General features: G+C 56.6%; 12 protein-coding genes and 1 pseudogene. 3 read left to right on the plus strand and 10 right to left on the minus strand.

All coding sequences use genetic code 11. From position 1 onward, the window contains the following. Window positions 1-18: 18 nt before the first annotated feature. Window positions 19-5,109, plus strand: coding sequence for an AvrE-family type 3 secretion system effector (locus AB7M29_RS24545; protein ID WP_454248194.1), 5,091 nt, complete (start codon window positions 19-21; stop codon window positions 5,107-5,109). A gap of 218 nt (window positions 5,110-5,327) precedes the next feature. On the opposite strand, the gene AB7M29_RS24550 is transcribed toward AB7M29_RS24545, so the two are convergent. The 5 genes from AB7M29_RS24550 to AB7M29_RS24570 form a co-directional block, all read right to left on the minus strand. Beyond that, window positions 5,328-5,726, minus strand: a complete 399-nt coding sequence (locus tag AB7M29_RS24550; RefSeq protein WP_454248195.1) for a type III secretion system chaperone — start codon at window positions 5,724-5,726, stop codon at window positions 5,328-5,330. A gap of 19 nt (window positions 5,727-5,745) precedes the next feature. Beyond that, window positions 5,746-6,171: a negative regulator of hrp expression HrpV gene (locus tag AB7M29_RS24555; RefSeq protein ID WP_225923184.1), complete on the minus strand. Its 426-nt coding sequence runs from the start codon at window positions 6,169-6,171 to the stop codon at window positions 5,746-5,748. A gap of 300 nt (window positions 6,172-6,471) precedes the next feature. Beyond that, entirely contained in the window at window positions 6,472-8,493 is a 2,022-nt protein-coding gene (sctC, locus tag AB7M29_RS24560; RefSeq protein WP_217857181.1) for a type III secretion system outer membrane ring subunit SctC, read from the minus strand. Next, complete coding sequence (locus AB7M29_RS24565; RefSeq protein ID WP_217857182.1) at window positions 8,486-8,899, minus strand: type III secretion system chaperone; 414 nt, start codon at window positions 8,897-8,899, stop codon at window positions 8,486-8,488. Before AB7M29_RS24565 ends, sctC begins: the two co-directional genes overlap by 8 nt. Next, a complete protein-coding gene (locus tag AB7M29_RS24570) occupies window positions 8,886-9,107 on the minus strand; it encodes a type III secretion protein HrpF (RefSeq protein ID WP_217857183.1) in 222 nt (73 codons plus the stop codon). The genes AB7M29_RS24565 and AB7M29_RS24570 overlap by 14 nt, the downstream gene beginning before the upstream one ends. Window positions 9,108-9,366: 259 nt before the next feature. Between AB7M29_RS24570 and tnpA the strand changes: the two genes are divergently transcribed. Continuing rightward, a complete protein-coding gene (gene tnpA, locus AB7M29_RS24575) occupies window positions 9,367-9,663 on the plus strand; it encodes an IS66-like element accessory protein TnpA (RefSeq protein ID WP_454248196.1) in 297 nt (98 codons plus the stop codon). Then, window positions 9,660-11,253 (plus strand): annotated as a pseudogene (tnpC, locus tag AB7M29_RS24580) (IS66 family transposase). The gene tnpA and the pseudogene tnpC overlap by 4 nt, the downstream one beginning before the upstream one ends. Before the next feature lie 5 nt (window positions 11,254-11,258). Here tnpC and AB7M29_RS24585 read toward each other — a convergent pair. The 5 genes from AB7M29_RS24585 to sctI all read right to left on the minus strand — a co-directional run bounded on the left by AB7M29_RS24585 (window position 11,259) and on the right by sctI (window position 14,306). Beyond that, a complete protein-coding gene (locus tag AB7M29_RS24585; RefSeq protein WP_217857185.1) occupies window positions 11,259-11,828 on the minus strand; it encodes a MepB family protein in 570 nt (189 codons plus the stop codon). 135 nt (window positions 11,829-11,963) lie between these two features. After that, window positions 11,964-12,551 carry an HrpE/YscL family type III secretion apparatus protein gene (locus AB7M29_RS24590; RefSeq protein WP_217857186.1) on the minus strand — a complete coding sequence of 196 codons (588 nt, stop codon included), beginning with the start codon at window positions 12,549-12,551 and terminating at the stop codon, window positions 11,964-11,966. Further along, on the minus strand, window positions 12,499-13,143 hold the full coding sequence (locus AB7M29_RS24595; protein WP_217857187.1) for a hypothetical protein: 645 nt from the start codon (window positions 13,141-13,143) through the stop codon (window positions 12,499-12,501). The genes AB7M29_RS24590 and AB7M29_RS24595 overlap by 53 nt, the downstream gene beginning before the upstream one ends. Continuing rightward, the gene (sctJ, locus tag AB7M29_RS24600; RefSeq protein ID WP_217857188.1) at window positions 13,140-13,934 is read right to left on the minus strand and encodes a type III secretion system inner membrane ring lipoprotein SctJ; all 795 of its coding nucleotides are present in this window, start codon (window positions 13,932-13,934) and stop codon (window positions 13,140-13,142) included. The genes AB7M29_RS24595 and sctJ overlap by 4 nt, the downstream gene beginning before the upstream one ends. A 9-nt stretch (window positions 13,935-13,943) precedes the next feature. Beyond that, on the minus strand, window positions 13,944-14,306 hold the full coding sequence (sctI, locus tag AB7M29_RS24605) for a type III secretion system inner rod subunit SctI (RefSeq protein ID WP_217857189.1): 363 nt from the start codon (window positions 14,304-14,306) through the stop codon (window positions 13,944-13,946). Window positions 14,307-14,345 lie beyond the last annotated feature (39 nt).

Here is a 14,345-nt window from a genome sequence, read left to right on the forward strand (position 1 = left end):
CCGTGAAGGAAAAGCGCCATGCCTCATAATTCGATCAACTCGACACCCGCTGTCAGCACCCCGAATGTGCAAGGGCTGACAGTTCGACCGGGGCTGGAGCAACGGTCCGAACGGCCGACCCAAAACGCCTCGTCCAGCCTCGCCAATTTCGGCATGCGCCAGAAGCAGTGGGTTGACCGACCGCATCAGAACACCGGGGCGCAACCCTCGAAAAGGGTGCAACCTGATGCTCACTTACCACCCAGCCGTCACACGGCAGGCGCTTCCAGCGACCAGAATACCCATCCTCAGCCGCCCCAATACGCCGCAGAAAAATTACGACAATTAATGATCAAGGAACCTCATCTTTACTTGCCACCCAGCCGTCACACGGACGGCACTACCAGCGGCCAGAATGCCCATCCTCAGCAGCCCAATTACACCGCGGAGAATTTACGGCAATTAACGAACCGGCAACCTCGTCTTTACTTGCCACCCAACCATCACACGGCCGGCACCTCCAGCGGCCAGAATGCCCATCTTCAGCAGCCCAATTCCACCACGGCGCAAAAACCAGGTATCAGCCTGAATGCCAAAGGCCAGCCCGACTTCCTGGGCTTCACCCCACCGGCTCTAACCGACCTGCTGAAAAGCATCCTGGGCCAACCGAAGCAAACCTACCAGGCGCAGCACAGCCTGGAGAACGGCCAGGATCATCTGCTGCTCGATCAACAAGGCAGTGTGCTGCACCTGAAGCAGTCACCCACAGCCTTGGTGGTGCTGAGAAGCAGCCAGGCAGAAGCCCCATCGAGCGCCCTCACCAGGGACGCGTCCACTTTCGAAGTCCACGGTAACAACACTCAGATCGCCACCGGCGGCCTCAAAAGTACCCCCTTGCAAATCCCCGGAAAAGCACATCTCGCGCAACTGACTGGCATTCATGAAGAAAAGAATGGCGAGCAACTGCGCGTGCATGAGGGGCGTCTGCATCGTTTCAACGCCTCTACCACCAGTTGGGAGCCGAAACCTGGCAGCGAGGGTAAGGTCTTGAGTCAGCTATCGACCCATGGCAATGGCGCTGTCTACGGGCAAGGTGACGACATATTCAAGAACCTCAAGACGTTCTCCGTGGCCTCGGACAACGTCGCTGTTTGTCTGATCCACAAGCATGATCAGCAAGATATTCGTTTAGTGGATGTGCTTCAGGAAGCCCAGCTGTCGCCGTCCAGGAGACTGAAGCTCAATGACGGGAAGTCCGAGGCGCTGAGTGTCGGACTGAGCAACGACCGACTGTTTATCGCCGACACCGAAGGCAAGCTCTACAGCGTCGGGCGCAACGAGTTGAACACCGGGGAACGGAACCTGAACCTGGCACCCGAGCAGGACTTCCAGCCCGTCGGAGAAAAGTTCGGTGCTGGCAAACAGGTGACCGGCTTTATGCATGGCGACGACGGCGCGCTGCATATTCTGGTCACTGATCATTTGGGCCAGACTCATGCACACCCGCTCGACGAGCAGAGCAAGGGTCTCAAGAGCAGCTGGAATCTCACCGATGCGCTGGTGCTGGACAATAAGCGCGGCCTGGCCGGTGGTGCCGACCCAACCCCGGCCAACACCTTCGACCTCGGTCCTTCCGGCCGCATGGGTATCACCGACAAGCGAATCCAGCAATGGGACCCAACCACCCAGGACTGGAAAGACACCGGCATCAAAGATGTCGAGCAATTGCAGCGCGGCGCCGACAACAAGGCCTACATGCTCAAGGACGGAAAGATCGCCAAGCTCGATGTCAGCCCCCACTACACCCCGGTGGCCGTCGGTACCGGCCACACCCTGACCCAAACGTCACGTTCGACCAACGTGAGCGTCGGCGACGAACTTCCGGGACTGGAAAATCGCACCGTCACCACCTTCACCATGCTCAACGATAAGCAGTTTGCCGTCTGCGACGACCAAAACAGGCTCACGGCTCATCACAAGACCGGCGACCCTAGCGAGCTGACGCACCATGGTCTGCCCGACAAAGTAAGCTCCCTTGCGCTGGACGAGAACCACAACCTCCATGCATTGACCACTCAGGGTGAGTTGTTTGTCCTGGCCAAGGATGACTGGCAAGCCCCCGAAGCACGCCCCGAGGCCAACTGGAAGCCGGTCGTGACATCGGACAATCCTCCGCGATTACTAGCCAGTATCCGTACCGCTGACGACGGCAGCCTGAGTGCCACCGTGCGTAACAGAAGCCATACCCAGGTGCATCTCAAACAGGGCGAATGGCAACCACTGATACCGCGTCCCACCGACCACAATGCCTTGAACGACTTGTTCACCAATGTACGCGGCAGCGAAAACAGCAAACGCATCCCGTTCACGGGTGGCACCCTGCGCGTCGCCATCAATCTGATGGGGCGCTCGGGGGAAAGCAGCAACAAATCGAGCGCGTCCGAATTTTTCCGGGCCCATATTTACAAGAACACTCTGGAAATACCTCGGCCGCTGAAAAATATCGGCAACAACATCCAACATCATCATCACGGCCGTGAAGGTCTGCGCCCGATTTACGAAACCGAGTCCAAGCTGTTTGAGCGCCTGGATATGATCCACAAAGATTCAGGTAAGGCTCCTGGAGCTGGGAACGACTTCAAATCGCGTATCGCCAGGCTCGACCTCGGTGCGCCAGGTGCCGGGTTGCTCACGGATCTGGAAGCCTTCCGCACTGAGCTGGAAGACAACAGCCACCGGGCGGCCATGCACTTGGGGCACCAGCACGGGCAGTCGAAACTGCTGCGCCAGAAAGAGGGCCTGCTGAACATTCATGGCGAAGTTTCCGAGCCATCGAAGCGCACTGCGCTGAGCATGGCACTGTCCACTGCGTCCGAGAAACGCAACCTGAACAGCTCCGGGCACGACTTGCTCAAGGAACTGCAAGACGTCTTGACCCAATTCGCCCCTTCGGCCGAGAACCACACGGGCGCGCTGCTCAAAACGTTACAAGACAACGGCATGAAAATCGCCCACCAGAAAGCCGATGTGCCCCTCGGACAGCGACGCGACTTCAGCGACGGCCAGGCCCTGACCAAGTCTCGCCTGACCCTTGACGTGATTACCCTCAAAGACTTCGGCATGTTGCTCGACTACGCCGAGATGCCCATCCCTCCCGGTGCGGACAACAGCAAAAAACTGGACCAACTGCAGCAAAAATTCAACCTGTTGCGCGACAACACCTATGCCGAACACCCGATCAAACAAATTACCGATATGGGTTTTATCGACCACACCAGCCTCGAAAACTCCTATGACGCGATCAAGGCATTCAGCAAAGGGCTCAAGAAAGAAGACCATGCCATTAGCGTCAACTTGCGCGCGGCCACCGGCAGCAAGAGCCAGGCGGAGTTGGCAGATAAACTCAAGGCATCGCTCAAGCAACTGGAGCATCCCGACGATGAGATCAGCCTGCAGAGCGGCTATGGGGTGAGCCTGAGCACCCCCTTCATTAGCCTGGCCCAACTCGGTACAGGCCCCTTTCCCAGCGGTTCAGTGGCAGGCGGACGCAAATACAGCCTGAAGTTCGCGCGAGGCGAAAATGGCATCATCGCTGACCTGTCACACGCGGGTATAGGCACGGCAAACGCAGGTGTAGGCGCCAGCAAGAATTTTTGGCCAAACGAACCCAAGGTCGATATGGGCAACGAACGTCAACTTGTACCGGCTATTCGTTTGGGAGCGAATCTCACCGCCACAGCCACCGCAACCCAACACCATGGCGTGGTGTTTACCGTACCGGACGAGGACATCGATCACTTTGTCGACAACCTGTTCAGCGGCAAACTCAACCCACTGGAGATCATGACAAAAGGCGTCGACCATAAAACCCAAAATGGCATGCACTTGAGTTTCGACCTTAATGCCAGCGGCACAGCCGAACTTAATGTCGGGCTGGGCATAACCGATAAGAACAGCTCTCCATTATCAGTCGCCAGCCGTATCGGGATGGGTGGAACAGTCAACGTCAACTTGCTGAACTTCACTGATTATTCACTGACCAAAAGCAGCGATAAAAGCGAACTGCGCGAAGGCGGGATGAACCGTGCGCGCCTGATGAACAAGCTGGATGCCGGGGTTTATTTCCGTACCCCACTCAGTGCAGCGCACACGGCCCCCAAGAATCCAACGGATCCGACGAAAGCCACTGCATCGCAATCGATTGCCATACCCTTGATAAGTGCCAATCTGAGCGCTTCCGCGGACTCGAAAACCACCAAGCGAATCGATTTGTCTTATACACAAGCCAACCCCTTGACCACCGCCAACCTGAGCAAACTCTCCAAGAGTCTCGGCACAGCCTTCAAGGATCGTGCTTCTCAGGCAGAACTCAGCAGGCTGGCCAATGATCGGCAGCCGGAATTCGCCGAAGCAACACCCAAGGAAAAAATCCAGCGACACCTTGAGGGGCTGAGTCAGTACTTTTGCGACAAGCCCGTGGCAAACGACGAACAATATGCGGCCCTGCGAGCGTTGAAACGCTCCTCGGTTCAACAGGAGGCGGCGGACAAGAAACACAGCATGCTTGACAGCGCACGCTTCGAGAGTTCCTACACCAACTTGTCGCGCCTGAGCGAGCAAGGGGTGGTGTCCAAAGTCATGAGTCTGGTGAGTTCGATGCATTCACCCAGCAACGCCGAACAAGTCTGCGCATTGCTGCGTGATGACCCAACGCTCAAGTCCCTGATCAAACAGCTGCAATCCTCCGATGGCAACCTGGCTAGGGTTCGACTTGAACTCAAGGATCACGTCCAGGACAAGATCGATCAAGGCAGTCGCAGCGGCGCGCTGTCACAAACGGCTCTGGCAGCCCTGCTGGCTGACCGCGACAATATGCGGATCAAAGCCATTACCGTGTTCCAGAGCGCCAGCCAAAAGGAAGATTTTACCTCCCCGCTGCCGTTACTCAGCTCCAACAGCTCCGCCGCTCTGATCGTCACTAAAACCCTGGGCAAGATCAGCTTTTCTTATGGCGAGAATCAGGACACGCCAAAAAAATACGTCTTGGACGGCGAACTCGGCAAGCCCACGCAAAGCCTGAAAAGTACAGTTGGTGCGCTGAAGAAAGATGGGTTTGAGCTAAAAAGCTGAGGGTTCTTTCGATCGTTCCCACGCCGGCCAGGCCGGCCTGAATCTGGTTGATCATTCAGTACCCGGAGTTCGAGAAGGCAGCCTCAAAATCTCTGTCCGGAAGTCCCCACGCATAAAAAACGGACTCATATTGCTATGAGTCCGTTTTCATTTCAGGTTCTGGCAAAGCCTTGAACGGCTAAACCTCAATACACTTCACCGGGCAGTTCGACCTCCCCTCAACTCAACAAACGCCCCAGGGTGACGCGAGTCTCTTGCACTTGAGCCATAAACCCACTGACCACATTACAAAAGTGTTCTTCATCAAGCCCCGTCAGTTCGCGTTGGGTGCACAGACGCACATCTCCCTGGTCCAGGGCGAACCAGCAACCGCGCAAGGTCGACACATCGAAATTCATCTCCAACAGGTGCTGCAGGTTGCCTGCGTCCTTTTGCATCCCACCCAGCCGGCAGTGAAACACCACACTGTCACTGTGCTCGGGTAACTCGATCACTGCTACCTGACGCTGCTCATGATCGTAGAGCGCACACACCCCGTTCTGCAGCGTCAGAGGAGTGCCCAGTTTTTCGCTCAAACAGGCGATGAAACGCTGGATATCAGGTTTGGTATTCGCCATCGTCATTTCCTCGGATTGATTACGCCAGGGAATGGCGCGTTCTGAGTGGACGAATAACGGCGAAGGGTTCCACTAAAGATGAAGTGGAGGATAAATGCGTCAAACCCACCAACTCCAGCAAGCCGTTTATCAGGCCTTGCATAAGTGCCACACTGAGGCACTCATTGGACACCGCGTGCCAGACCACAAAGGTTTGCTGGCTGTCCAGACACAGATAATAGCCATCATAAGACTCGACATCCTCGAAGCGGCGTTTGAGGGTGTCGGAAAACAGGTGGGGGCGCTGGGCTTTGCGTTGAATATTCAATGCCACCCCCCAGCCGATACTTTCCTTGCGGTAAACAAACTCGATACCCGGCGCCCATCGCCAGATGCTTGCTCGCTCCTTGCCAACACAGGCCAGAAAATCCTGCTGATCAGCGCTATGCGTAATCATCTCACTCATGAACAGGTACCAGGCTGTATTCATCAACGCTGTTACGTAAAGCCGGTGACCACCAGACTTTCAGCTCAGTGTTCTGGGCCTCAAATTGCTGACACTCAACTGAAGAGCAGGTGTTATCTGTCATTGCAGAACAGGCGTTCAAAAATAAAACGCTTATTATCAGAAAAAATCTGAAATACCTGAATTTCATGTTTCAGTCTCCTGTCGCTGGAGTCTACTGACGGCCTTATTCCGTAGGCGCGCCACTCTATAGAAACAACTTGGTTGGGGGCTAAGTAATGACTTAATGGGTGCCAGCGTTCAAAGAGGCAACATCGATACCCTGGATGTTCGCCCTGGCACTGTCGGTGTAACGGCTGGTCGCAACGCAATGAAAACCTCAACCGATTCACCGGGTTGCAAGCGCGCTCTCGGAGAAACAGTTACTGCTAGTGTCTGCGAACCCGCGCAAAAAGCTTCATCGAGCAGTTCGGGGTGATCGCTGGCATTTCGCACCACGCCTACGGCAATATCGAAATCAGCACCACTAAACCACTGGCCACGCTTTGGATCCATTACCAAGCCTGGCCCCACTCTACACACGTTATGCACCATCGCTCCAGATACTGCCTCTTTGGCATTACCGGGAACCCGCCCTTTTGCCAGGTCGGCAAACGCCACGGAAATTGCTTCACGCAGCAACGTGGTTTTATCCGGTTGCCTGGCGCGTGCCAACGCTGTATCCAGTTGCGGCTTGTTCTCGGCAGCAACATAGCGGGCAGGATCGACCTGATCGCCAATCAATTTGGGGGTCAGAATAAACATTCGTTCTCGCTTTGAAACGTTTTGACGTTTGGAGGAAAAAAACGACCCGATCAGTGGAAGACTGCCCAGTATGGGGACCCGATCATTATGGTCAGCACTTTCGTCGACATGAAATCCGCCGATCACCAAAGAGCGGTTCTCACTGATCACAGCCTGGGTGCTGACGGTGCCTTTTTTTACGCCAGGGATCGCGTCATCCTGACTTTGCTCGAGCTGACCGTCTTCGATGTCGACGATCAACTGAAAGCGGTTCTGCTCCCCCCCCGGGATGCTCCGGGGGATCACTTGCAGGCTGGTGCCGGCGGTGACGGGCTGGACATTGGCGACCCGCTCCCCGGTGGTCTGGATATAGGCTGTGCGACTGAAATCGATGACAGCGGGTTGATTCTCCAGGGTCAGCACCGAGGGCTGGGCGACGACCGAGGCCACGCCCTGCCCTTCGAGGGCCTGAATATCGGCAAAAAAGCGGTTGAAGTCAGAAATGGACAATGTAGAAGCTCCACCCGTCAGCAAGTTACTGCCAAACTGCACAGAGCCGGCCCGGCCTCCCCAGCGCGACTCCAGACGCCACAGTTGCGTACGATCGATATCCAGAATGATTGCATCGATTTCCACCAGGTTACGCGGGACATCAAGCTGGGCGATCAACTGCTCATAAATCGGGCGTTTCTCCGGGTTATCGAAAATCAACACCGCGTTGTTACGTACATCCGCAGCCACGCGGCGGTTGCTCGATGTCTTGCTCGAAGTCTTGCTGCCATTGGTTTCGGCTTGCCCGGAAGTGCGCTCGTTAGCCGAACTCATGATTTTGTTGCGACTGAAATCGCTCATGTTCTTCAAGGCCTGGATATTAGCCTGGGGATCCTGGGTCACGGATCGTGAGCTCCGACTGCTGAGCAGGTCATCGAGAATATTGGCGACTCCCGGAATCGTTATGCTCTGGTCCCGATAATTGACCTTTCGGTCCGCGACCGTCGCATAACGCAACGGAAACATCATGATCTGCTGCTTGTCTTCTGCCTTGACTTTCTCTTTGCTGAAATTACGGACCAACTCCACATAGCGCGCCGGTCCACTCACCAGCACCATCCCTTCATCGGGTAACTCTCCCCAACCAAAGCGCTTGTCCAGCAGACCAATGTCGGTCAGGGCCTGTTTCAGATCGGGCACAGCGTCGGCAGACACTTCAAGGCGCCGTGCCGATTGCGTGTTCTGCGGGCTGATATACAACTTGCCGTTGTAAAGAAACCATTGGAACTGATGCTCCAGGGCCAGCCGATCGAGAAACTCCTGGGCATTGGCCGAACGGATTTTGGCGTCCACCACACCTGACACCCCCCCCACGTCCAGACTCACGCCAAATGAATTGGCAAAATCAGCGAGCACTGTTGCCAAGGGTGTTTGCGTCGCCTCATAGGCATAAGGCGACTGCCGCCATTGCTCGGGAACGGCGGCAGTGGCAGGGCTCGGCCAAGCCAAAGCACTGAGCAACGACCACCCGCAGAGACGCCTAAACATACAGCCTTCCTGTTGAACCGGATTGGTTCAAACGCCTGGGCAACGGCGTGGCCGTGTTATCGAGCATCGACTCCCAGACATCCCGCTGATTAGCCAGGGACTCGAGTGCATGAATGATCGTGGCGGTGCAATCAAACTCCAGTTGCAGCAGCAGGCAGAGGCGGCGCTCGGTCGGGTCGAGCGCCAAGGCACCGCTGAAGCGCTCGAGGCTTGGACCGCAAAGGCTCAGGGCCGCTTCAAGGCTTGCGTCATCCCCGCACCAGCTAACGCTGAGCATCGCGATACACAACAAACCGTTATGACGCCGCTGAATCTTGATCGGTGCGTGATCAATACTCAGTTTCAGCTCAACATCGCCACTATCGAGCCAACCTTCGACAGTGGCGATGAGCTCAGCGGATTTCATTGAGGATCGCCTTGGCCAGGTTGTGTTTGACTAGGACTTCCTGGTTGGCCGCCCAACTGGCAGTGGCGGATTGACGCATGGCCGAGTTGAAAGCATGCCAGTCATCCTGGGAGAAGGCATCCATATTCATGGCTGCCGAATCCAGACCTTTCTGCGCATGATCAAAGTTGTTGTCGAGGCGGCGTCGAAGTGCGTCTGAAGAAAGCATTTTGATACTCCAGGTTTGTTTGCTGCTCCCTGAGTGGCCACCGGCCGAATTTGGTTCCCCGGCATGGAGAAATAGTGCGCGGCGGTCGCAGGGTTCTATCCCGCGACATACATTCCCGGCAGCCCCCCTGAACTCAAGCGGCAACGGCTGCTAGGGGTAACCGTCCGGCCAACTCATCTACCCAGCCCCGCAAGGCCAGGACATGGTGTGCACCTAAATTTAAGTGCACACCAGTTCCAGCCTTTTAAGCGGGTATTTCATGCAGCCACAACGCCGTTCCTACTCCAAGTCCTTCAAGGCCCAAGTCATTCAAGAGTGTGCCCAGCCCGGCGCTTCGATTGCCTGCATCGCGCTCAGCCATGGTCTCAACGCAAACCTCGTACACAAATGGATTCGGGTGCAAGCGCAGAAAAGCACGGCGCTGCAATCTGCATTCATTCCGTTACCCATGCAGCTGGTCGTAGCAAATTCGCACGCAGCATCATCAAATATCTGCGTTGAAATCCAGCACCCGCGCGGTACCGTCAAAGCGAACTGGCCAACCAAAAGTGCATGATTTCGCTCCCCAATCTCGATCACCTTACCCCTGAACAACTGCGCGCTTTGGCGGCGCAGTTGATACAGCGTGTCGAGACGCTCGACCAGCAAGTCGAGACGATGGGTAAGACGGTCGAGACCATGGGCAAGAGATCAACCGCGACCAAACGGTGATCGAGAAACTGACCCATGAGATCGCACAACTCAAGCGCTTGAAGTTTGCCAAGCGCAGCGAGCAGTTGAATCCGCAGCAGGCCAACTTGCTCGATGACTTGATCGATACCGATATCGCGGCGATTGAAGCTGAGCTTCAAGCCTTGCAAACCGCGTCAGCGGCGACCGAGAAAAAGCAAAAGCCCAAGCGCACCGCGCTGCCGGCAGAATTTCCACGCACGTTGATCCATCACGAACCGGACAACACCCACTGCCCATGCGGCTGTGCACTCAAGCGCCCGGTGAGGACGTCAGCGAGAAGCTGGACTACACGCCCGGCGTATTTACCGTCGAGCGCCATGTCCGTGGCAAGTGGGTCTGCGATGACTGCGAAACGCTGATCCAGGCACCCGTTCCGGCGCAGGTCATCGACAAGGGCATCCCGACTGCCGGGCTGCTGGCCCACGTCATGATCGCCAAGTTTGCCGACCATCTTCCGCTTTACCGCCAGGAGTCGATTTTCGGTCGAGCTGGCTTGGCGATTCCGCGCTCAACGTTGGCTCAATGGGTTGGCGTAGCTGGCGTGCAGTTGCAGCCTCTGGTCGACGCGCTGCGCGACGTGGTGCTTGGGCAGCAAGTCATCCATGCTGATGAAACACCGGCGCAGATGCTCGCTCCGGGCTCGAAGAAAACTCACCGCTCTTATGTGTGGGCCTACGCCACCAGCCAGTTCTGCGAAACAGCGGCTGTCGTCTATGACTTCAGTCCCAGCCGCGCTGGTGAGCATGCTCGCAACTTCCTGCAAGGCTGGAAGGGCAAGCTGGTCTGTGATGATTTTGGCGGTTACAAGGCCAGCTTCGAACTCGGCGTGACGGAGATCGGTTGCATGGCCCATGCGCGGCGTAAGTTCTTCGAATTGCATGCCACCAACAAGAGCATGCTCGCCGAGCAAGCCCTGCGCTATATCCAGTTGCTGTACGAAATCGAAAGTGAAGTCCGCGACCTGGATCCGGATTTACGGCGCCGAATACGGCAAGAAAAAGCCGTACCGGTGATGGATAGGCTGCATGCCTGGATGATCGCGCAGCGTGATCTTGTACCCGAAGGATCGGCTATCAGCAGAGCGTTGGATTACAGTCTGCAACGCTGGGCAGCGCTGTCGCGCTACCTCGATGACGGAACTGTTCCCATTGATAATAATTGGGCAGAGAACCAGATCCGGCCTTGGGCTCTTGGACGCAAGAACTGGCTCTTCGCAGGGTCGCTACGCAGCGGAAAACGGGCGGCGGCGATCATGAGTTTGATCCAATCTGCGCGACTCAACGGGCATGATCCGTATGCTTATTTGAAGGACGTTCTCACGCGTCTGCCGACGCAGCGGGCGAGTGAAATTGATCAGTTGCTGCCGCATAGGTGGACGTCGGGCTTACCCAGAACGCTCAAGAATGACGGATAAGGATCTTAAACTTCAAATAACCGACGCACCTGCACGGAATCGGCGCTTCCGCTTTGTTCAAGAGGAAGGAAGTATCGTAGTTGCCATTGTTGTGTCCTAACGGCCTCTTTGGCGACTGGTTTGACCCAAGGTGGATAAACGCGGATAGCGCGCTTACCGCCTTTACCGTTAATCGCCATGATGCCCTTTGATGCCAGTATTTTCTGGTCGAAAACAAACTGTCCGCGATGAGTTGCATCGAACACACTCACCACAACAAAGGCTACGCCATCATCGACATCGAGAGGTGCAATGATGCCGCCTGACGTCGGGCGCTTCCATATTGTGACGAACTGTCCAATCTTCGTCGGCGTTGTTTTAGCCACACGGAAGACAATGGTGTGTCCGTCGAGGCCAAAGCGGGAGGCACCATACTCGACACTCTCAGCCTCGCGTAGAGCCAGATCCGTCAATTGCATTCCCGCCGGCTTGTACACATCCTGGATAGCAGCTATCAGATCGTTCGGAATATGGCCGAGGGCCGGGTCTGCCGCGCCTGCATATTTTGTGTCTAGTTCAGTTAAATCGAATTTCAACGGGAACAACTCCTAAACGACTCATTGACCATACGACCCATTCCAGAACATATGCACGCCCTTCGACATGCCGAAGCGGGCTGCGTGCGGTTACGTCGTGTAATTGCGCAAGGTGGGATAGCCAGCCGCTTACTACTAGGGTGCTGAAGGCAAGGCCCACCTCTGCAAAACACTCCAGCTCAATTTGAAATCCCCCTGCTCACCTTGCAGGCACAACGCGTCGTGCCCCAGGAGCGGGTCGGCGCGCAGGGTCCAAGGTCGGCTGCCGTCGACCTTCATGCGCTCGGCGACGACTTCCAGCAAGTCCGGATGGCAATGCAAGATCCCCGCTTCATCAGCCGGTTGTGCTGACTTCAAGTGCAGGAACAACGCATCCACGCGGGCAGCCAAGGGCTGTTCCCCAAGAACGATTTGCAGCCCTTGGAGCAGTAACTCCCGAGCGCTTTGCTCGATGTGCAACCACATGTGCTCTCGCTGCGCCTGCCAGTCCTCGAAGAGGGTTTTCGCCTCTTGCCAGACTTCAGCGCGCGCCCTGTCACCGGCTTCCTCGCGCAATTGTCGGGCATCCTCGCGGGCCGTTTCGATCAGCGCGTCGGCCTGGGCCTGTACCGCTTCGAGCAACTGTTCGGCCAACAGGCAACGCTCGATGACCTCTCGACGCAACAGCGGTTCACTGATGCGTTGCTGATGGCTGACGAGTGTCAGGCTCCGACGGGTCAACATGAGGGGGTCCTTGCTGGGTGAAGTTCAGGACATACCAGGCTACGGCTTGCCACAAAGCGGTCAATTTGACGTGGGGAATGGTGTCGCAGGTCATGCGCTCGGCCTCTTCGACGTCAAAGCGCAGAAATCTCAGCCGCAGTTTCCCCCAGACCCTTTCCCCGACCCAGGCTCGCAATAAAGCCAGCCCCACCGCCTCGGCCCGGCATTCTCGCCAGGTTGCAGGTAACCACTGCCCGGGTTGCAACGCTTTGCCCAGGCGCCGACACCAGATATGGTCTGGCTCTGCGACCAGGTTCGGTGATCGCACCACACTGCCACCGCACACCGTGACAACCAGATTAAACACGTATTGCCATTGCTCGGGTGCCAAGGGCAACAAGGGCAACAGCGCGATAGGCGGCGGGGGCGGTATACTCGTCATGAAGCCCAATCGGCGATCCAGCCAGGCACCGCGGGTTTTGCGCAGAAGCTCCAGCATCGGCAGAGGCAGTTGCGGTTCGGCAGGTAATTGCCAACCGGCATGGGTATCGCACCAACCCTGAGCCCACCAGCGAACCCAATAGAGCGATTGACTCGGGTTAGCCAGTCTCACTGAGGATCAGATGCCGGGCTTGCGCCAGATTTGACTCGGCCTGCCAGACGTTGTCGCCATGCGGGATTAAGAGCCAACAACCCGGCGAACAAGAGCAACACACCGATTGCACAAATGGCCGCTATCCATTGCCAGAACTCTAGGCGTTCGCGAGTCATGGTGAAGGGCCCCAGGGCCACGTTATCTTCGAGTTCCTTAAAGTTCTGGGCAGGTACGAAGACCACCGCGAGTTTTTGCTGATTGGCATTGGCCATGCCCGGAATACTACTGGCGACCATGCGCTGGATCCGTGGCCGCACGCTGTCGGGATCGAAATCAGCACTGTGTTTGATAAACACCGCCGCCGAAGCCGGCTGTACCGGCTCGCCTGGCGCTATCCGCTCAGGCAGGACCACATGCACTCTTGCCACGATCACCCCATCGATTTGCGACAGGGTCTGCTCCAGTTCCTGGGACAGGGCGTAGATGTAGCGGGCGCGCTCCTCCAAGGGCGAGGAAATCACCCCTTCCTTGCGAAACACATCACCCAGGCTTGAACGGGATTGACGAGGTAGACCGACAGCCTCCAGCGCCCTGACCGCCCGCGAAATATCCTGGGTCGGGACCAATACTGAAACACCGGTTTTATCCAGGCGTTTCTGCGCATCGATGTGCTTGCTCGCGAGTTCGGCCAGTACCTCGTTGGCATCTTGCTCGGACAGTGCTCGATGTAACTCCATCCGATCGCCACAGGCGGCCAGCAACACGACCAATAACGGGATCACCAGCCACCCCAAAGCCTTGCAATACATGTTCACGCCTTATTGCAGACTGGTGAGTTTTTCCACACTCTGTGTCGCCTTGCTGACCAGTTTGGTGCTCAGCATGCTCTCTAGATAAAACGAGGACAGCGAGCGGTTGGCCTGCAATACCTGTTGCGGATCAACAGACTTCGCGGCTTTTTGCAACGCCCGGGAAGCCTTTTCGGAAGAGTGCTGGCTGGACATCGAAGCGATGGTCAGCGGTTGGCTTGCTGAATCGGCACTGACCGTGGTCGGCTGGTCGGCGCCTTTGTGCATCGCCGCCTTGAACCAGGCAACATCCGCCTGGGCAGGAGCCTCACTTGATGCGACTTCGAAACCGGACAGCCCCAAGTTGCTACCTGTCACACGTGCAATCGACATCATTTTTCTCCTGCCAAGACGAAGGTTTTCACTCAGCTG

The sequence above is a fragment of the Pseudomonas sp. F-14 TE3623 genome, assembly GCF_053629015.1.